The organism is Candidatus Rickettsia kotlanii (genome assembly GCA_030295365.1).
Classification (GTDB): Bacteria; Pseudomonadota; Alphaproteobacteria; order Rickettsiales; family Rickettsiaceae; genus Rickettsia; species Rickettsia kotlanii.
Genome location: AP027062.1, coordinates 727,235 through 746,821, shown reverse-complemented (window position 1 = coordinate 746,821; position 19,587 = coordinate 727,235). Strand labels below are relative to the sequence as shown.

The window sequence follows — 19,587 nt, the reverse complement described above, 5'->3', positions numbered from 1 at the left end:
AAATAATGCGAGCTGAAATAGAAAATTATGTAAAAAAAATTGAGCAGTCTTTAGCACTACTTTGGAGGTCACTTTGACGTTGAAGCATCAACTGAAAGACTGAACGCGTTAGAAGAGTTAACAGCCGATCCTAGTTTATGGAATGATCAGGCTAATGCTCAAAAATTACTGCGAGAAAAAAGTAATCTAGAAGAAAAACTAAATGTTTTTAATAAACTCAAATCCAATTTAAAAGATGCTTTAGAACTTGAAGAAATGGCTGAAGCCGAAAACGATTTAGAAACACTTTCACAAATTGAACAGGACTTAAAAAATTTAAGCATTATTGCTGCCAAATTTGAAACGGAATGTTTGTTTTCAGGTGAAGCAGACGGTAATAATTGCTTTTTAGAGATTAATGCTGGAGCCGGGGGAACTGAAAGCTATGACTGGGCGTCTATTATGATGCGTATGTATTTGCGTTTTGCCGAAAGACTCGGCTTTAAAACCGAAATAATCAATATGATTAACGGCGAAGAGGCAGGCATTAAATCATGCACGATTAGGATAATAGGAAAGCGTGCTTACGGCTGGTTTAAGACCGAAGCTGGCGTTCACAGATTAGTGCGTATTTCTCCGTTTAATGCAGCAGGTAAAAGAATGACTAGCTTTGCAAGTAGCTGGGTATATCCCGAAATTGATGATAATATAGCAATTACTATTGAGGATAAAAATTTAAGAATCGATACTTTTAGAGCATCGGGAGCCGGCGGGCAGCACGTTAATACTACCGATTCAGCTGTACGTATTACTCATATACCGACTGGTACGGTAACACAATGCCAAAGCGATAGATCGCAGCATAAAAATAAAGCTCAAGCTATGAAAATGCTTCAAGCCAAACTCTATGAGCTTGAAATGCAAAAACGTACCGATAGCGTTAACGAGCAGAATGCCACTAAAACCGATAATAGCTGGGGACATCAAATTAGATCATATGTTTTGCAACCTTATCAAATGGTAAAAGATTTACGTACCGATTATGAAACTTCCGATACTAAAGGAGTGCTTGACGGTGACCTTGAAGAATTTGTTTCCGCAAACCTTGTTATGAATACTCGTGGTAAGAAGTAGTGAAAATCAATAAGCAATACTTTAAGTAATGAATCATATACTGATTTAATTAAAAATTTAAAACAAGAAATTAGCAAAGCTCGTACTAGAGCCCATTTAGCAGTAAATAAAGAATTAATAGTTCTGTATTGGATACAGGAAAATTAATTTTAGAATGTCAGAATAAAGAAAAATAGGAATCAAAAATTATTCAAAATATTTCTGATGATTTGCGTAAAGAATTTCTTGAAATGAAAGGATTATCATATCAAAACCTTTCTTATATGCATCAGTTTTTTGCAGAACATAATGATGACCAAATTCTCCAACAGGCAGTTGGAGAAATTCCATGGGGTCATAATATTATTATTTTTTTAAAACTAAAAAATATAAACCAAAGAATTTGGCATGCACAACAAACCATCAAAAATGGTTGGTCCAGAAATGTATTATCTTTGCAAATTAAAAGTAATTTACATGAAGGGTCAGCGAAAGGTATAAATAACTTTTGCAAGGTCGATTATAAAAGACCTGTATAACTTAGAATTTTTAGATATTCAAGGTAAAATAATAGAACGAGATTTAGAAAATAAATTGATAGATAATATTAAAAACTTTTTATTAGAGTTAGGACAAGGTTTTGCATTTGTTGGCAATCAGTATCATATAGAACTTGAGGGAGAAGATTATTATTTGGATTTAGTTTTTTATCACATAAAACTCAAATGCTATGTTGTTATTGCATTAAAAATCGGCAAGTTTAAGCCGGGATATGCCGTAAACTAAATTTTTATCTTAATTTAATGGATCGCACAATTAAAGATAATTCGGATAATCCTACAATTGGGTTAATTTTGTGCAAAGAAAAACAAGGTATTACTAGAATACGCTATAGAAGGCATCCAAAATCAATAGGAGTATCACAATTTAAGCTTATAACAACATTACCTAAAAAGCTTGAACAATGCCTGCCCACCTCTCAAGATCTAGCAAAGCTAAAAAGCGGATAAATGATTAAAAGTTATTTTTCTTGATATCATAGTCAAGCTTTGGTATGGCCTTTTCATATTTCAACCTTATTATTTTTATCGCAACATAAAAAACTAGAAAAGATTTCAGAGTTATCAAAAATTTACTCAAGATAAACATTTTGAGCAGGTAATAACCGATCTAAATAATCTAGAGTTTGATCCTGCTAATGAAAAAATCCGCAAGACATTCTTATACCAAAGTACCTATCAATTCCGATACTCAAAATATAGGGGCTGCAAATAAAGAGGACGGATATAATATGATGAGGCTTGGCATAGAGATTGCAACAGAAGTAGCAGCTAAAAAACTTGATAAGCAAATATCTAGCCTAACATATGAAGAATTGAAAAAATACGGACTGATGATTTTGTTTAACGGCAAGCGTATGATAATAAATTACTACAAGAAGCGCTTGATAAAAATATTATTACCGATTATCCAAAAGAAAATTACGCTGCCGGAATACCAAACCAATACCGACGAACAATTTAAAACTCTATATAAAGAGCATGAAAACGGTAACATTGACTTAAGTAACGCTGAAATTGCTATTATTACTCATGCTTATCATTTCCCTCGTGTTAATCGATATTTTGATAACAAACCGAATTTTGACTTCTTCTTTATTCATAACACTAAACCTATAATTTTCTTAGTCGATTGAAAATTTGAAACCATAGGAGTAGATAATAAACTAAAGCAGGAGCTAATAAAATTACCTAACTATATAGAGAAAGGTTTTATTTCAGAAAAATTAAATGCTAATATTTAGCAATGCTTGATTAATCAATTACTATCTCTCTTGCTTCTTGTTCTTTAATCTCAATACGAGGTAGAATAATAGTAAGTATCCCATTCTTAAGGCTTGAAGAGATATTTGCCTGATCTACATCTTCATATAATGATATTACATAATTAAAATTTTTATTCATATAATTATCTGAATCATCAGCTTTATTTTTTTCTTCTATATTCCCTGTAATAAATAACTTATTACTGTTCACTTTAACCTTAATTTGACTTTTATCAAAGCCAGGTACTTCCATAACAATAATATACTTCTTATCTTTAGTAATAAAATTGCTTTTTATGCTATTAGATTCATAAAGCAGCAATCTATTTTTAAATAAATTATCAATATTTGTAATTTGATTATCTATTAAATCTGCTACCTGACGCAGTGGCGTTGCATTACCGGAATCATAATTCTTATTAGCTATTGCAATATTACTAGATAAAATTATAGCTGCTATAGACGGAATATATAACCTTACGCTCTTTAACATAAAAACCACCATTAATTTTGTTAGTTACATATTAAATATATAAAATTATCTATTTAAAATTCAAGTCTTATATTTCCATAATTTGCTGAAAATACACTGCCCCAAATAAAAACTAATAATCTCCGCAAAAATAGTTTAATCTTTTATGCTCCATAATATATCTAGATATTCAACTAGCAGAGCAGAACTTTTTAACGATTTATATTGAACATATTTAACTTCTCCATACATTGCAAAAAAGCTATAGGCAAGCACAGGTCTTGCCGAGCCATTTTAAAGCATCAACCCAACTAATATCTGATTTATAAGTGGAGTAAAGAGAATATTGCTCTGCCATTTCTTGTGATATGGTAAGCTCTGTAAAAGTTTTAGACTAATTAAGTTTGTTATTAGCAATTTGACGGTCTAAAATATTTATCTCGTGTTTTTTATCGTTAATATCTTTATATATTTTCAAAATTTCAGGAATTATTGAACTAATAAATCCTGTTATCGCCGCAAGTAAAGTAATTATAAATAGCTACTTATATAAATTTTAGGATAAGTATAGCAAAGATAAGTCATTATACCAAGAAAGAGGCCAAAAAGGGTAGCATAGACTGATTATTTATGTCATTTCTACGAAAGGCAGGAATCCAGTTTTTAATCTAATTATATACTAAATTTTTATATAGTTTGCTATGTTTTTATCATTTTTTACCGGATTCTTGCTTTTGTAGAAATGACATCGAACATGTTTAATGATCCATGCAACAACGCCAATAATAGGAAACTGATCCACTCAACAATTACTTTAAATTAGACCAAATGCGGTTTTTTGCAATATAGAAAAAGATAGTAAATACTGCTAAAAACATCATAACTTTAAGACCCATAGATTTACGATGTTCCATTTCCGGCTCAGCTGCCCATTGTAGAAATACCACAACATCTTGCGACATATGCTCTACACTTGCGTTAGTACCGTCCATATAGGTTACCTGCCCGTCTGTAAGCGGCGGCGGCATTGCTATTTGCTTGCCAGGGAAATAGGGATTATAATAAGTCCCCTGCATCAGCTTAAAATCTGCCGGCGATTCGGTATAGCCGGTAAGTAGCGAATATATATAATTAGCTCCGTCATGACGTGCTTTTATTATCAACGATAAATCAGGAGGATGAGCACCGTTATTAGCTGCTCTTGCTGCTTGCTCATTAGGGTAAGGAGGTACAAAACGATCAGAGGGAAGAGCGGGGCGGTCAAATATCTCACCTTCATCATTAGGGCCGTCTTTTATCGTATAGCCTTTGGCAATCTCTTTTATCTCATCATCCGAAAAGCCGATATCTTTAAGATTACGGTAATATAAATTGTTTAAACCATGGCAGACACTACAAACTTCTTTATAGACCTGAAAACCTCTTTGTGCTGCTTCACGATTAACTGTACCAAATACGCCGTCAAACGACCATTTCATCTTTTTTGGATGTAATACTTCTTCATTGGCTAAACTGAAGCACGAAGTTAGTAGTATGATGATAGGGATAAGTAGTTTAGTTTTCATAATTTTTTTGAGTCGTCATTGCAAGGGGAAATTGAAAATGTTGACGAAGCAATCTCAGGAGTTTATATATTATTTTATAAGATTGTCGTGTTGAGATTTTGTCTTTCCTTGCAATAATGATGTTTTTATTACAGAATAATTTCATTATACAAATCATCCCAATTTATATTTGTTTTTCTCTATTTATTGCTGAATTCATAGTTGATGAATCTCATAAAATACTAAAATTTTGCAATTATACTTTTTACTAAACTTCTTAACTGTATCATTTTTATGTTGATATATTCTTTTTATTAAATATAAAAGTAACACCAGTATAGAGTATATACCATTTTTCTTGTTAGTTACTATATATACTATTGGTTACTGCATAAATTTGTATAATACAAAAAACTTTATTGCGAGTAGCCATAGGCTGCACAGCAATCTCATGAAATAATAACAAACTCCTGAGATTGCTTCGTCAATTGCTATGCAATTTCCTTGCAATGACATCTCTTCACAATGACTCAACTCTTACAACTCCTCCGGCAATGGCAGCGGTTTTTCATATTTACCTATCAGCGGCAGAGCTACTAAGACATGAAAAAAGTAATAACAAGCAGCAAAACGGCTAATGATAATATACGGCTCTTCTGCCGGCTGCCCGCCTAAATAACCAAGCAATAAACAATCTACCATAAATATCCAAAAAGCAATTCGGTATATCGGTCTATAATTGCTACTTCTAACTTTTGAAGTATCAAGCCAAGGTAGTAAGAATAACACAAATATACTTCCAAACATTAATAGCACCCCACCAAGCTTAGACGGCACGGCTCTAAGTATTGCATAAAACGGCAGAAAATACCATTCAGGGACAATGTGGGCAGGCGTAACTAGCGGATTTGCCGGAATGTAATTATCGGGATGTCCTAAATAATTAGGTTCGTAAAAAATAAAATAGGCAAATATTATGAAATAAACCCCGAAACCGACAAAATCCTTTACGGTATAATAAGGGTGGAACGGAATAGTATCTTTGGGGCTTTTAACATCTATACCTTTTGGGTTATTTGAACCATGCTGATGCAATGCCACTAAATGCAGCATCACTAAAGCAACAATAATAAACGGCAATAAATAATGCAGTGAGAAGAACCTATTTAATGTCGGGTTATCAACAGAAAAACCACCCCATAACCACGTAACTATGAATTCCCCTATTAACGGAATAGCGGAAAATAAATTAGTAATAACCGTTGCTCCCCAGTAGCTCATCTGCCCCCAAGGAAGCACGTAACCCATGAAAGCAGTAGCCATCATGGTTAGAAAAATGATGATACCGATATGCCAAAGCAGTTCTCTAGGTGTTTTATAAGAGCCGTAATACAAACCTCTCGCTATGTGTAAGTATACGGCGGCAAAAAACATCGATGCACCTACCGCATGAGTGTAACGCAGTAACCAACCGTAATTCACGTTACGCATGATTCGCTCAACACTATCGAAAGCATGATCGACATGCGGAGTATAGTGCATAGCAAGTATGACGCCGGTGATTATCTGAATCACTAACGCAATACCGGCAATAGAGCCTAAATTCCACAAATAGCTAAGATTTTTCGGAGTTTGATAATGACTAAAATGCTTTAGGAACGCAAAAATAGGAAGACGATAATCTATCCATTCTATAATAGCATTAGGCTTTTTAGGGGTAATATCTTTATTCATAAATAAAATTACCCGATTCTAATTTTTTTGTCGCTAATAAAAGTATAAGGCGGCACAACTAAATTTAAAGGAGCAGGACCTCTTCTAACTCTACCTGAAGAATCATATTGTGAACCATGGCACGGACAGAACCATCCATCATATTCACCTTGATTAGCAAGCGGTACACAACCTAAATGCGTGCAGATCCCGATCATCACCAGCCAATTATCATGCCCTGCTTTCACACGTGTTTCATCTGCTTCAGGATCAATCAGCTCTGACATTTTAACGGCTCTTGCTGCAGCTATTTTGTCAGGCGTACGGTTAGTGATAAAAACTGGTCTACCTTGCCATTTAACCGTCACTGTTTGATCTACCGCAATATCTGATAAATCAACCTCAATTGATGATAAAGCTAGCACGTCCGCAGAAGGGTTTAAAGAATCAACTAGAGGCCAAAGAGTACATGCTGCCCCAATTGCTGCAACACTACTAGCCGTTAGAACCATAAAATCACGACGTGTTGTTTGTTTGTTTTTATTATCTTCAGTATCCAACATATAATATTAAAGTGACATAAATTAACGATTATTATTACTACTGCTTGGGGTATTATTAAGATTATTTGGATTTTCTAGTTCTTCATAAGGATTTATTATAGGACGTTCAGCGTCTACAGCACTATCTGCTTGTTTTGGCATCAGCTTATTTATTTCATCTTCTAACACTTTTGCTCCTGTCCCTTTTTCATGCTTATATTCGCCAGGATCACTTAAGCAATTCCAAAAACTAACTAAATGATTCCAATTAGGACCGAGTTTTGTAGTACAATTTTGAGCAACTGCTTTAGTTGTATCTAATATCTCGACTGTAGTTTCAGTAAAATAATCTATAAACCCAATTTTTTTTAAGCCCAATACTGTATAATATAAAGTAATTAAGGAAGCAACTGCTACAATCAAATACCATTTAGTGATAATAGACCACAGAAAAAATCCCATAGGATTTGCTGCAATTAACCTTCGTAAAGCATACCACATATATTTTTCTCAAAAAAACTTATTAATAATATTCATCTTATTTTATATCACTACATTAGTAAAAATAAAGCAAAATCACGTAATATTATAAATATTTTTAATTAAACAGGAACTCAAGAAGAATGAAATCGGTAAAAATACTAAATTAATTCCTATCATAATAAAAATTAATTGTAAGTTATTATCTTGTAATATTAAACCTGTCATTATAATATTTGGAATTAATAACGGCATGATAAATGTACCAACAAAATTAGCATTTTTCTTAAAATAACATTGCACGCTACCGGATAACACTACTAAACTACTTGATAACACTAGTATCATCCATACACTAATAAAGAAAAATATTATCTCAAACAAAGTTTGATCAAAAAAAACATAAATAATAGGTAAAACAAAAACCAGCCCTATCGTACTGCTGATCAATATAGCAAAAAATTTAGCCAATATAATTTTTTCATGACTAATAATTGATAATAATAACTCTAAACTTCCATCTTCCAAATCAGATTTAAATATAACCGAAGAAAAACCGATTAATGAAATTAATAAACAAATTACCGAAAAAATTAAACCGAATTTGTTAATATCCCTTTCACTGTTAATTAAAACAGTACTAATTATGCAAAATAAAAAAAATATAACTAGATATTTAATTATATTATTAATGCGATTTTGCACTATCAATTCACGCTTAATTAGTACAAATAGACTATTCATAATTATTAAATACGTTGTAAATTAAGTACATAATAGCTGCAACAGTTAAACCTATACCAATTTCAACAATAACTATCGCAATATGCTGAGCAAGTAGCTTATCATTGATAAAATTTGTTAGTGAATAATAATTTAAATAATTATCGTTAAAAAAGAGTGATATTATTCCTACAATTGCATATATTGCTACACCTAAAACCGCAATACAAACTAGCATGTTAGGAGGAAAATATCGGTTTAATTTTCGATTACCGTAAACTAAATCATAAGCAATAAGGCTAGATGCAAATATAACACCTGCTTGAAACCCACCACCCGGTGAAGACTCACCGTTAAGCTGAATATATATACTATATAAAATTATATAAGGTATTATAAAACTAGTAATATATTTTATGATTGGATTTGTCATCCCATGGCTTGACCACGGGATCTTGTATCGCCTGCTGTATCCTGAGATACCGCGATCAAGTCGCGGTATGATATCATCAGACTTTCTTGAAAAAATCAATAGCACGGCAATTCCTGCAATTAAAATTACGCTAGTTTCACCTAAAGTATCATATCCACGATAACTTGCAAGAATAGCCGCAACAAAAGAAGGTACACCTATATCTCTAGAGGTATTTTCGATATAATATTTACTTGAATGCATATGAATAGGAGCATTATCATCACCGTAATTCGGTAATTCGAGCCCTATATAAGCAAGAGTTACTACAAACAATAAACATATTAAACTTGCTGGAATAATATTAGTTCTCTCAATATTCTTTAAATCCGAAGGTAATTTACGCAACAAATTCAAATATACGCATGTTGATAAGCAAGCTCCAAGTGCTGCCTCGGTCATTGCGACATCAGGAGCATCCATAATAAGATAGGATACACCAATTAATAAGCTAAATATAGAAGTAGCAATCACTGCATTTAGTAAATCTTTAGCAAAAATTATTTTTATCGAGATTAAGATCAATAAAAAAGCAATTAAGTTAAGTAGGTAATTGCTGAGATCAAAATTTAAAGCTGTCTTTGTCATATGGTTATTAAAAATTAACGTCATTGCGAGGAGAAACGTAATTTCGACGTAGCAATCTTATTAAGCATCCTGAGATTTCTTCGTCAATTACTTCGTAATTTTCCTCGCAATGACGGTACTATCAGCTCTAATTTTCATAAATAAAGATGCTTTACCAAGTGCATGAGTTGCTACCGGATTTAGTATAAAAATCAATAAAGCCGCTAAAATTAATTTAACAGAGTTCACAATATCTGCTTCAATGCACACAAAACCTATTAAGCAAATAGGCACACCGAAACTCTCAATAACACTCGCTGCATGTAATTTAGTATAAAAATCAGGAAATCTAAAAAAACCGATTATGCCTGAAAATATAGCAAATAATCCAATAATTACTAATAAAATTCCTACATAGTATAGTGTCATTGTGTTTATCCTTTTTTCGTCATTACGAGGAGATTATGAAATACTTGACGAAGCAATCTCATGCAAAAGTCCTGAGATTGCCGCATGAACTAAAGTTCACTCGCAATGACGTTTTTACTCACCTTGAGCCAAGCTATAACCTGCAACCCCGTCAAATTCAAATAGATTCTCTACTTTGATAAAATCGATATTCGCTGTGCTTAAAGCTTCAAGCAATCTTGTTATATCTAAATGCTTTATTTCTGTGCCGTCTTTATTCATAAAACGACAACACCAATGATCGGAAACAGTTTCAAACCTTGTATCACGAGGCCACAGCTTTAATCCTTTTGACGAGATTGTTTTTAACTCAAAATTACCAAGATCAAGTTTATTAATTTTATTTGCTATATCGTGAGCGGAAGATACATTCATATTCACAAATATATCCGTACCGACCAATTTCTTAACTTCTTTAGTATCAATTTTATAATCTATATTGCTTTCTTGCTTCTCAGCAATTAAGGGATAATCTGCTTTAGGTAGCTTTGTCGGTAACTGTCCTAATCTTTTCGCTACTTCTTTGACAAATTCTTTTGTACCAACTTTTTTACTAGAACTCTGCTCGTTATATATATCGGCTGTATGAACGCCATCCTCTATAGTTTTTTTCCAAGCATTTTCGATTAATGTAGCGATATCACCCTGCCCTATATGTACTAGCATCATTATTGCAGCATTTAAAAGCCCTGACGGATTTGCGATATCTTTACCGGCAATATCGGGAGCACTTCCATGTACCGCTTCAAACATCGCATAATGCTGCCCAATATTTGCAGAACCTGCAAGGCCTACCGAGCCTGACATTTCAGCAGCTACGTCAGATATGATATCACCGTATAAATTAGAAGTTACGATAACGTCAAATATTTCCGGTTTGGTAGCAAGCCTTGCCGTCCCGATATCGATAATATAATGTGCGTTATTAATTTGCGGGTATTCTTTTGCAATCTCATTAAATACTTTATGTAAAACTCCATCAGAAAATTTCATAATATTATCTTTGCTTAAACACGTGACTTTTTTACGGTTATTTTTTACTGCATATTCAAAAGCATATCTAATAATCTTCTCACATCCTGTATGACTTATCAACTTCATTGACTCATACATATTATGCGTTTGGCGGTATTCTATACCTGCGTATAAATCTTCCTCATTCTCACGTATAATAGTTAGGTTCAAATTTGGATGTAATGTTCTAGCAAAAGGATGAAACGAAACGGAAGGACGAATATTAGCAAAAAGCTGTAATGTTTTACGAATCGTGACATTTAAACTTTTATATCCTCCACCTTGCGGAGTAGTAATCGGGGCTTTAAGTATAATACCAGTGCGTTGTATTGATTCCCAGCTTTCCTCACTTATGCCTGAAGTATAATGCTTCTTGTAAAGCTTTTCACCTACTTCAATGGTTTCTAAACGAATACGAGCATCAGCTTTACGTAATATATAAAGCACTGCCTCCATTATTTCAGGACCTATACCGTCCCCGTATGCAATTGTAATCGGTGTAAATTCTGCCATATTAAATACTCTATTGTTTATATCATTCCCGCGTAGGCGGGAATCCAGTAAAACCTATAAAAACTAGTTTTTATAGATTTATTTTATCAGATATGTAACTTCTATATCAATATTGAAGTTATTTTTCTTGACTACCGCCTACGCGGGAATGACACACAAAAATCCATACAACACTATCAATAGTTTATTGTTACATCTTTTAATCTCTCATTCAACAGAAAAGTCACTTCAGAGGTTATATTCAAATTATTTTTGGCATATAAGACTTGAGCACTTGGAATTACCAAATTAAGGTTATATTTCTCGGCAAGTTCACTAATTATTGTAATAGTTGTTTCATGGACTCTACTCATAGCCTCAGCATGGGCTTGTTCAAGCTTTGTTTTCTTAATCTGAATTTCTTTTCTAACGTGGCTAACTTTTGCATTAAATTCGTTTACTTTATGCTCAAATTCGGTTTCACTTAAATGAGAACGCTCATTTAGCAACTGCTCTTCTAGCGGTTTAAATTCTGCTTCTTTTGCAGCAATATCCTCTTGAATTTTATAATTAAGCTTTTCGATTTTATTACGCAAATCTCTTATAGCGATCGAACCTTCCAATATAGATTGTACATCAACAACAGCTACTCTAACTTTAAAATTATCTTCTTTAATTGGCACATTTTGTGCCTCCGTAATCGTTGAGAAATTTATTATGAATATGCATAAACATAATATTCGGTATATCATCTTTGATCCCTTTTAGGTTAAACGGTGTCGGCTAGGATTGTCATCCGTGACTTGAACACGGGATCTTGTGCCACAGGCAGTACCCTGAGAGCCCGCGATCAAGTTGCGGGAATAACACTGGAACAACGCCCTTATTAATCTAAGAATAAATAACATCAAACAATTTGTCTATAATTAAAAACTTAACCTTTACCTAACATTGGCACATTCCCGCCTCCCCTTCCCATGCATGGGGTATATTCGCCATCCAAATAATAATCACTAGAAATAGGTTCAAACGAAATAGCGTTTATTGCTTCAGGACTTAAATAGGTACTCTTTTCATCACTAAGCAAAGGCTCAGTAGTCGGTTCTTCTAGCTCAACATAAATTTCATGCTGTTCATTAAATTCATATAAAAAATTAAAAGCTTCATGAATATGCTCTGTTCCTTTGTTCTTAACCAAAACTACTGTAATACCATAGTCTTTTGCAGCATTGACATGTTTAATATCATCATCCATGAAAAATATGTTTTTTTATTAGTTATTTCGGTATTATTAATTATTGCTCTTATATATTCTTTATTTAGTACAATTTCTTCAAAATTATTAGAAGGTAAAGCTGATTTTATATAAATTTTTGCTGCATCTTCCTTTCCTAGTAACCTTTCTAATGCATATTTTACAGCATGAGGATAATCATTAAATAATGCTATAGCTGTTTTATGACCGGATAATATAATATTCTTAAAAAGGCGTGCTATTTGCTCTTCATTTTTCCAATCTAAATTTTCATTATCTAGGAATTTCTCCATCAGCGCTATAGAAAATTTTTGCTCAAGCCTAACTTTTTCTTGCTCTCGTTCTTCATAGGAGCTAAAAAAGCAATTTTGTATATTCACGTACTATTAAACCTCCTAACCTCTCTCCGATATAATTATGTGAATGTCCCACTCAAGTATTGTCACAGTCAAATATAAATAAAGCTGTATTATCGTTCATTAATTTCTCTTATTTTAAAGTTAATTCTTAGTAATTTTTATTCTGCAGTTAAATCAATTTCTTTTTCAAGAACTTATATTCCAATTTTTGGTATTTTAGTGTATAGTACGAAAAGCTATTGTAAACTTGTGAGAATTTTTAAAGATGACATCTATTCGTAATATAGCAATTATTGCCCACGTTGATCATGGAAAAACTACACTTGTTGATAACATGCTTAAACAAAGCGGAACATTTAGAGCTAACCAAGCAGTTGCTGAGCGTGCTATGGACTCTAACGATCTTGAGCGTGAGCGTGGAATCACGATACTTGCCAAATGCACTGCTCTTATGTGGAACGATATCCGTATCAATATAGTTGATACGCCAGGACACGCCGATTTTGGTGGTGAAGTAGAACGCATCCTTAGCATGGTTGACGGTGTAGTGCTACTTGTCGATGCATCGGAAGGACCAATGCCACAAACAAAATTCGTACTTTCTAAAGCGTTAAATCTTGGCTTAAAACCTATTGTCGTTATTAATAAAATCGATAGAGATGACCAAAGAATTAAAGAAGTTATCGATGAAGTATTTGAGCTATTTGTGGCACTTGAAGCAAACAACAGTCAGCTTGACTTCCCTATAGTTTATGCATCAGGTAAAGCAGGTAGAGCATCTTTAACCTTTGATGATAAAATTAATCCTCTAGACAATTTAGCAGATGATTTAGCACCGCTTTTCGATCTTATAGTACAGCATGTACCAAAACCCTTAGCCGATGACAAAGCACCGTTTTCTATGCTTGTTACTACTAGAGAATATAATTCTTTCTTCGGTAGGGTTTTAACAGGTCGTGTACAAAGCGGCACTGTTAAAATTAACCAAAACGTAAAAGTATTAAATCGTGAGAATAAAGTACTTGAAACCGGACGTATTACTAAAATATTCGCCTTTAGAGGCTTAGAGCGAATCGCTATAAATGATGCTACAGCCGGCGATATTATTGCCGTAGCAGGCGTTGAAAACGCCAATGTTGCTGATACTCTCTGCTCCCCTGAGATAACCGAGGCCATACCATCTCTACCTATCGACCCGCCGACTTTATCAATAACTTTTAGCGTTAATGACTCACCGCTGGCAGGAAGCGAAGGGACAAAAGTTACGTCGAGCTTAATTGGAGCTAGGTTAATGCGTGAGCTTGAAAGTAACATTGCCTTAAAAGTTACTGAAACTGCTGAGAAAAATGCTTTCCAAGTTGCAGGGCGTGGTGAATTACAACTTGGTATCTTAATTGAAACTATGCGTCGTGAAGGGTTTGAGCTATCTATTAGCAGACCCGAAGTATTATTCCAAACTGATGAGAAAGGTAATAAGCAAGAACCGATGGAAGAAATCCAAGTTGACGTTGATGATGATTATGTTGGAGTAGTCGTAAAATCTTTAGCACTGAGAAAAGCTGAAATGACTGATATGAGGCCGTCAGGCGGCGGTAAAAGCCGTGTTACGTTTATCGGACCTTCTAGAGGGTTAATCGGCTATCACAGCCAGTTTTTAACCGAAACACGAGGCACAGGGATTATGAACCGTATTTTCCACGGATATGCTGATTATAAAGGGAATATCGAGGGAAGACGTAACGGCGTGCTTATCTCTAACGGTGACGGGGCAGCGGTCGCATATGCTCTATGGCATCTAGAAGAAAGGGGGAAGATGTTTATAAACCCTAGTGACAAAGTATATAGAGGCATGATTATCGGCGAACATAATCGTGATAATGATCTAGAGGTAAACCCACTAAAAGCGAAACAACTGAGCAACGTTAGAGCAGCAGGTAAAGACGAAGCCATAAGGCTAACTCCACCCATGCTTTTAACGTTAGAGCAGGCAATCAGCTATATACAAGATGACGAGCGAGTTGAAATAACACCAAAATCTATTCGTTTACGTAAAGCTCTACTTGACCCTAACGACCGTAAAAGAGCTGCAAAGTAGGTGTACCTAAAAAAGTTGACATCGTCATTGCAAGGGGAAACTATCAGTTTTGACGCAGCAACCTCTGGAATCTTGCTTTATGAGATTGCCACGCTCCTTTCAGTTGCTCGCAATGACGAAAAAACTAAGCTAATACATTAAATACTATAATAACAAACCTTTTTAACGGCTTCTATTACATCGCTCTCACTCGGCAGAGCTAGTGTTTCTAAATTAACAGCATAAGGAAGGGGGAGATCTTTACCACTTACAATCTCTATCGGAGCATCTAAATAATCAAATGCTTCTTTCATAACAATAGAAGCTATACTTGCACCAACACCTGCAAAAAACCACCCTTCTTCCACTGCAACTAAACGATTAGTTTTTTTCACTGATTCTATTATTGTCTCAGTATCAAGCGGTTTAATAGTGCGAAGATCAATAACTTCGCAATCAATATTATCATTCTGCAAAACATCTGCAGCATCTAAGGCAAGTTTTACTTGAATCGAGAAAGTTACTATAGTGGCACTACTACCCTCTCTTAAAATTTTTGCCTGACCAAAGGATATAGGCTCGATTATTTCCGGCACGTCAAAACTATGACCATATAAAATTTCATTTTCTAAAAAAACAACGGGATTATCATCCCTAATAGCTGTAAGCATAAGTCCTTTATGATCTTCTGCACTATAAGGAGCTACTACTTTTAATCCCGGAATGTGGGAATAGCAAGCTGTATAATTTTGGCTATGTTGTGCAGCTACTCTACTTGCTGCTCCATTTGGTCCTCTAAATACTATCGGACATTTGACCTGCCCGCCTGACATGTAATGTGTTTTTGCAGCTGAATTAACTATGTGATCGAATGCTTGCATAGCAAAATTAAAGGTCATAAACTCCACAATCGGGCGAAGTCCTGCAAAAGCTGCTCCGACTGCAAGTCCTGCAAAACCATATTCCGTTATCGGTGTATCAATTACCCTCTTAGGACCAAATCGCTCGAGTAATCCTTGAGTTACCTTGTAAGCTCCTTGATATTCTGCAACTTCCTCGCCTATGACGAAAACCTTGTCGTCTCTTATCATCTCTTCTTGCATTGCATCACGCAACGCTTCACGTACCGTTATTTGCATTTTTCTTTTTTATTTGATTAAATTAAACGTTATTGCAAGGAGGCCTGCCTGCATGAACATCATTGCGAGTAACCGTATGCTGCGTGGCAACCTCATGAAATAATAACAAATTCCTGAGATTGCTTCGTCAAAACTTACAGTTTTTCCTCGCAATGACACCTTAACAGTACACCTGTGTATACAACTCCCCTTCATCAGGTAGCGGTGAACTTTCTGAGAATTCTACTGCTTCTTTCACAATTTCTTTTACCGACTGTTCTATTTCTTTTAAATCCGCTTCGGTTACATATTTATTGTCGAGTATCGTTTTTCTTATTATTACCAACGGATCACGCTCTTTATATTGTTCAACTTCTTCTTTACTGCGATATTTTGCTGGGTCGGACATCGAATGCCCACGATAACGATAAGTTTTTACCTCTAATATCAGCGGAAAGCTATTTTCTCTAACATACTCGGCTGCTTGCTTAAAACCGTCATACATTTCTTCAAAATCCATACCGTCTAGCTGAAACCCTTTAATCCCAAACGATGCCCCTTTCTTATATAAACCATGCATAAAGGTAGAACGTGCTACAGACGTCCCCATCGAATATTCGTTATTTTCAATAATATAAACTACCGGCAAACCCCATAAAGCAGCCATATTAAAAGCTTCATATACCTGACCTTGATTAACGGCACCGTCACCTAAAAAAGTAAAACAGATATTATGCGTATCATTATATTTTTCAGCAAACGCAAGTCCTGTGCCTATCGGTACTTGAGCCCCTACTATACCGTGTCCACCGTAAAATTTGTTTGGTACATTAAATAAATGCATCGAGCCACCCTTACCTTTCGAGCAACCTGTAGCACGCCCCATAAGCTCGGCAAGAACATACTTAGGCTCAGTTCCTGCTAAAATAATATGAGCATGGTCACGATAGCTAGTAATAGTGCTATCACCTTTTTGTTTAACCATATCTACTGCAGAAATTACTGCTTCTTGCCCTATATATAAATGACAAAAACCACCGATTTCTCCCATTCCGTATAACTGGCCGCATTTTTCTTCAAAACGACGCAGTAAGAGCATATCTTTAAAGCTTTTTATATATTCTTCCTTTGTCGGCTTATATTTTCCTAACTTAATATCCACTAATTACTCCTTAAGACTATTGTCATCCCGTAGCTTGACCACGGGATCCAGTCTTTTTTTATTTTGAACTGGCCCCCGTGGTCAAGCCACGGTGTAACATCTGTAAATTAAAAGTCACAAAATATGGTACATGATCCGAAGGTGAAGACCAATCACGTGCTTCTAATAGTAAATGCATAGAAAATAATGCACCTTTTAAATTATCACTAACCCAAATATGATCAAGCTTTCTACCTCTGTTAGATTTTTTCCAATCTATATTTTTATAACTCCACCAAGTATAAAATTTTTCGTCAAGCGATACGAAATGTCTGCTAGTATCAATAAAACCTAACACATTTTGTAGCTCTACCAATAACGAGCGTTCAATGTCGGTATGGCTGATAACATTTCGCAACTGTTTACTAGACCATACATCATGTTCATGCGGAGCAATGTTCAAGTCTCCGGCAATAATCATTTTATCGTTTTTAGTACGGTTAGTCGTTAACCATTCCTGCATTAATCTTACATATTCGAGCTTATGCTTAAATTTTGTACTTACCTCGATATCAGGTATATCACCGCCGGCAGGAACATAAAAATTATGTATTTCTATATCATTAACTATAGCTGCTATATGCCTTTTATCACTATTATATAACTCCAATGAAAAAACATTATTCAAAGGAAATTTTGAAATAATAGCAACACCGTTATATGATTTCTGCCCTGAATATATTACATGTTCATAGCCTATATTTTTAATAACTTCAAGAGGAAATAATGAATCAGCTACCTTTGTTTCTTGAAGTAAAATAATATCCGGCTGATGTTCATATGCTAATTTTCTCAATAAATCGATCCGTAGACGCAATGAATTAATATTCCAAGTAACTATCTTCATGAGACTTGTTATATAACCTCCTTCTAAAGGTAATTTGTATGTCAATCTGGTACTCGCATCCTCACGTACAAGTGTACGCTGTGGTACTGCATTTCGTATTTCTTTCAAATTCCTCTTTATAAGATAGGTTATACAACAAGTCTATTTAATTTTTTATAGCTGCCCCTATTATTGCATCTCTAAAATAAATTATTCCAAGTTGATTTAAAGGATTTTTCATGTCAATTTTATTTTTTTCTTCTTCAGGAATTTTTATCATAGTATTACTGAGTATAGCAAAATAAAGATTATCAGGCAAAACATATCCTGCTTCACTTTGTATTCCAAGGGCTTTTCCCGTATAATGAATCATTAAACGCTTAGAATCAAGATCAGTAAGAAAAATACCGTAACCCATATAAGACTTACGCCCTTCTATATCTTTTGCTAAAAAATATTTAGTAGTCATAAGTTTATACGACTTCTTAGAAAGAATTTTCTCCTCATTTAATGCCCTATACCATCTAATAAGATCAACCGGTGTTGATATTATACCACCGTCAGCACAAGGCACTGCTAAAAAATCAGCAGTTACAGGAGTAAATATAGGTTTATTACTATTATTAGGCGTTAAAAAATATCTTACTGGATAATTAGAACTAATAACGTTTTTTTGGATTCTAGCGGCTTCACTATATGAAGCAAAACTAGTAGATTTCATATTAAGCGGTTTAAAAAATTCATCATAAAAAAAGTTAGCTAAATCTTTTTTAGCTACCTTTTCTATAATCATACCGAGTATAACAAAATTAGTATTACTGTATTTAAATTTTTTCCCTATAGATATTTCTAAAGGCTTAGAAGAAACAAATTGTAATATTTTCTTGTGGATCTCTTTCTTAGGCATATTTAAATCAAGTTTAACAAAACTAAAATATTCAGTAATACCGCTACTATGCGTTAATAAATTATGGATAGATATTTTATATGCCCAATCCGGCACTTTCCCACCCCACATTTCCGGCTCAAGATATTTATAAATTTTATCGTTAATATTTAATAATGCCTGTTCTTGTAATTTTAAGATTCCAGCTGCTGTAAAAGGCTTTGTAGCAGAAACAATAGGCATCATTTCATTTGCTTTTAATTGCTCACCATTTAAAGCAAAAATCCCTTTAGCACCGGTTAATAAAGGTTTATAATCATCGGCAAACATAAAAACGGCATTTAAAAATCTATTACTTATATATTCTTTTTCTGCTTCATTGATTTTTTGCTGTATATCTGCAAAACAATCAATACAATTAGTAATAAAAAAAAGCAGTAACAAAAAATATCTATGAATCATAA

22 protein-coding genes are annotated in these 19,587 nt (G+C 34.1%); 6 read left to right on the top strand and 16 right to left on the bottom strand.

Translation table 11 applies throughout. The features are described 5' to 3' along the window. Positions 1–5: 5 nt before the first annotated feature. From prfB to QUD19_RS04075, 5 genes are all read left to right on the top strand, one after another. Positions 6–1,113, top strand: a protein-coding gene (gene prfB / locus QUD19_RS04095) for a peptide chain release factor 2 (RefSeq protein ID WP_498807476.1) whose coding sequence is annotated in 2 segments (ribosomal slippage) — positions 6–74 and positions 76–1,113 — 1,107 coding nt in all. Because the reading frame shifts where the segments join, the coding sequence is not laid out codon by codon here. Between the two features lie 230 nt (positions 1,114–1,343). After that, complete coding sequence (locus tag QUD19_RS04090; protein WP_498807475.1) at positions 1,344–1,631, top strand: DUF1016 N-terminal domain-containing protein; 288 nt, start codon at positions 1,344–1,346, stop codon at positions 1,629–1,631. After that, positions 1,594–1,878, top strand: a complete 285-nt coding sequence (locus QUD19_RS04085; RefSeq protein WP_498808674.1) for a PDDEXK nuclease domain-containing protein — start codon at positions 1,594–1,596, stop codon at positions 1,876–1,878. Before QUD19_RS04090 ends, QUD19_RS04085 begins: the two co-directional genes overlap by 38 nt. Positions 1,879–1,895: 17 nt before the next feature. Then, on the top strand, positions 1,896–2,102 hold the full coding sequence (locus QUD19_RS04080) for a PDDEXK nuclease domain-containing protein (protein WP_498807473.1): 207 nt from the start codon (positions 1,896–1,898) through the stop codon (positions 2,100–2,102). 188 nt (positions 2,103–2,290) lie between these two features. Then, positions 2,291–2,788 carry a hypothetical protein gene (locus tag QUD19_RS04075; protein WP_498808712.1) on the top strand — a complete coding sequence of 166 codons (498 nt, stop codon included), beginning with the start codon at positions 2,291–2,293 and terminating at the stop codon, positions 2,786–2,788. A 118-nt stretch (positions 2,789–2,906) separates the two neighbouring features. On the opposite strand, the gene QUD19_RS04070 is transcribed toward QUD19_RS04075, so the two are convergent. The 12 genes from QUD19_RS04070 to QUD19_RS04015 form a co-directional block, all read right to left on the bottom strand. Then, on the bottom strand, positions 2,907–3,410 hold the full coding sequence (locus QUD19_RS04070; protein WP_498807471.1) for an Hsp20/alpha crystallin family protein: 504 nt from the start codon (positions 3,408–3,410) through the stop codon (positions 2,907–2,909). 788 nt (positions 3,411–4,198) lie between these two features. After that, a complete protein-coding gene (locus QUD19_RS04065; RefSeq protein WP_498807470.1) occupies positions 4,199–4,954 on the bottom strand; it encodes a cytochrome c1 in 756 nt (251 codons plus the stop codon). Between the two features lie 516 nt (positions 4,955–5,470). Then, positions 5,471–6,667: a cytochrome b gene (locus QUD19_RS04060; protein WP_498807467.1), complete on the bottom strand. Its 1,197-nt coding sequence runs from the start codon at positions 6,665–6,667 to the stop codon at positions 5,471–5,473. Between the two features lie 8 nt (positions 6,668–6,675). Beyond that, positions 6,676–7,209, bottom strand: a complete 534-nt coding sequence (petA, locus tag QUD19_RS04055) for a ubiquinol-cytochrome c reductase iron-sulfur subunit (protein ID WP_498807465.1) — start codon at positions 7,207–7,209, stop codon at positions 6,676–6,678. 21 nt (positions 7,210–7,230) lie between these two features. Beyond that, entirely contained in the window at positions 7,231–7,689 is a 459-nt protein-coding gene (locus tag QUD19_RS04050; RefSeq protein ID WP_498807463.1) for a DUF2670 domain-containing protein, read from the bottom strand. Between the two features lie 75 nt (positions 7,690–7,764). Continuing rightward, positions 7,765–8,412 (bottom strand): heme exporter protein CcmB, encoded by a 648-nt coding sequence (locus QUD19_RS04045; RefSeq protein WP_498807461.1) that lies wholly within the window; start codon positions 8,410–8,412, stop codon positions 7,765–7,767. Beyond that, positions 8,405–9,475, bottom strand: a complete 1,071-nt coding sequence (locus tag QUD19_RS04040; protein WP_498807459.1) for a DUF4040 domain-containing protein — start codon at positions 9,473–9,475, stop codon at positions 8,405–8,407. Before QUD19_RS04040 ends, QUD19_RS04045 begins: the two co-directional genes overlap by 8 nt. A 63-nt stretch (positions 9,476–9,538) precedes the next feature. After that, positions 9,539–9,859, bottom strand: a complete 321-nt coding sequence (locus tag QUD19_RS04035; RefSeq protein ID WP_498807457.1) for a Na+/H+ antiporter subunit G — start codon at positions 9,857–9,859, stop codon at positions 9,539–9,541. Positions 9,860–9,973: 114 nt separating this feature from the next. Then, on the bottom strand, positions 9,974–11,425 hold the full coding sequence (locus QUD19_RS04030) for an NADP-dependent isocitrate dehydrogenase (protein ID WP_498807455.1): 1,452 nt from the start codon (positions 11,423–11,425) through the stop codon (positions 9,974–9,976). Between the two features lie 176 nt (positions 11,426–11,601). Beyond that, positions 11,602–12,156 carry an OmpH family outer membrane protein gene (locus QUD19_RS04025; protein ID WP_498807453.1) on the bottom strand — a complete coding sequence of 185 codons (555 nt, stop codon included), beginning with the start codon at positions 12,154–12,156 and terminating at the stop codon, positions 11,602–11,604. Between the two features lie 182 nt (positions 12,157–12,338). Continuing rightward, positions 12,339–12,602, bottom strand: a complete 264-nt coding sequence (locus QUD19_RS04020) for a hypothetical protein (RefSeq protein WP_498808710.1) — start codon at positions 12,600–12,602, stop codon at positions 12,339–12,341. A gap of 2 nt (positions 12,603–12,604) precedes the next feature. Then, positions 12,605–13,039: a hypothetical protein gene (locus tag QUD19_RS04015; RefSeq protein WP_498808709.1), complete on the bottom strand. Its 435-nt coding sequence runs from the start codon at positions 13,037–13,039 to the stop codon at positions 12,605–12,607. A 244-nt stretch (positions 13,040–13,283) separates the two neighbouring features. Here QUD19_RS04015 and typA point away from each other — a divergent pair, with 244 nt between their 5' ends. Continuing rightward, the gene (gene typA, locus QUD19_RS04010; protein ID WP_498807451.1) at positions 13,284–15,113 is read left to right on the top strand and encodes a translational GTPase TypA; all 1,830 of its coding nucleotides are present in this window, start codon (positions 13,284–13,286) and stop codon (positions 15,111–15,113) included. A gap of 137 nt (positions 15,114–15,250) precedes the next feature. On the opposite strand, the gene QUD19_RS04005 is transcribed toward typA, so the two are convergent. From QUD19_RS04005 to QUD19_RS03990, 4 genes are all read right to left on the bottom strand, one after another. Further along, positions 15,251–16,231: a pyruvate dehydrogenase complex E1 component subunit beta gene (locus tag QUD19_RS04005; protein ID WP_498807449.1), complete on the bottom strand. Its 981-nt coding sequence runs from the start codon at positions 16,229–16,231 to the stop codon at positions 15,251–15,253. Between the two features lie 160 nt (positions 16,232–16,391). Continuing rightward, positions 16,392–17,372, bottom strand: a complete 981-nt coding sequence (gene pdhA / locus QUD19_RS04000) for a pyruvate dehydrogenase (acetyl-transferring) E1 component subunit alpha (protein ID WP_498807447.1) — start codon at positions 17,370–17,372, stop codon at positions 16,392–16,394. A gap of 58 nt (positions 17,373–17,430) precedes the next feature. Further along, complete coding sequence (gene xth, locus QUD19_RS03995; protein WP_498808672.1) at positions 17,431–18,258, bottom strand: exodeoxyribonuclease III; 828 nt, start codon at positions 18,256–18,258, stop codon at positions 17,431–17,433. 145 nt (positions 18,259–18,403) lie between these two features. Further along, positions 18,404–19,585: a serine hydrolase domain-containing protein gene (locus QUD19_RS03990; protein WP_498807445.1), complete on the bottom strand. Its 1,182-nt coding sequence runs from the start codon at positions 19,583–19,585 to the stop codon at positions 18,404–18,406. Between the last annotated feature and the right edge of the window lie 2 nt (positions 19,586–19,587).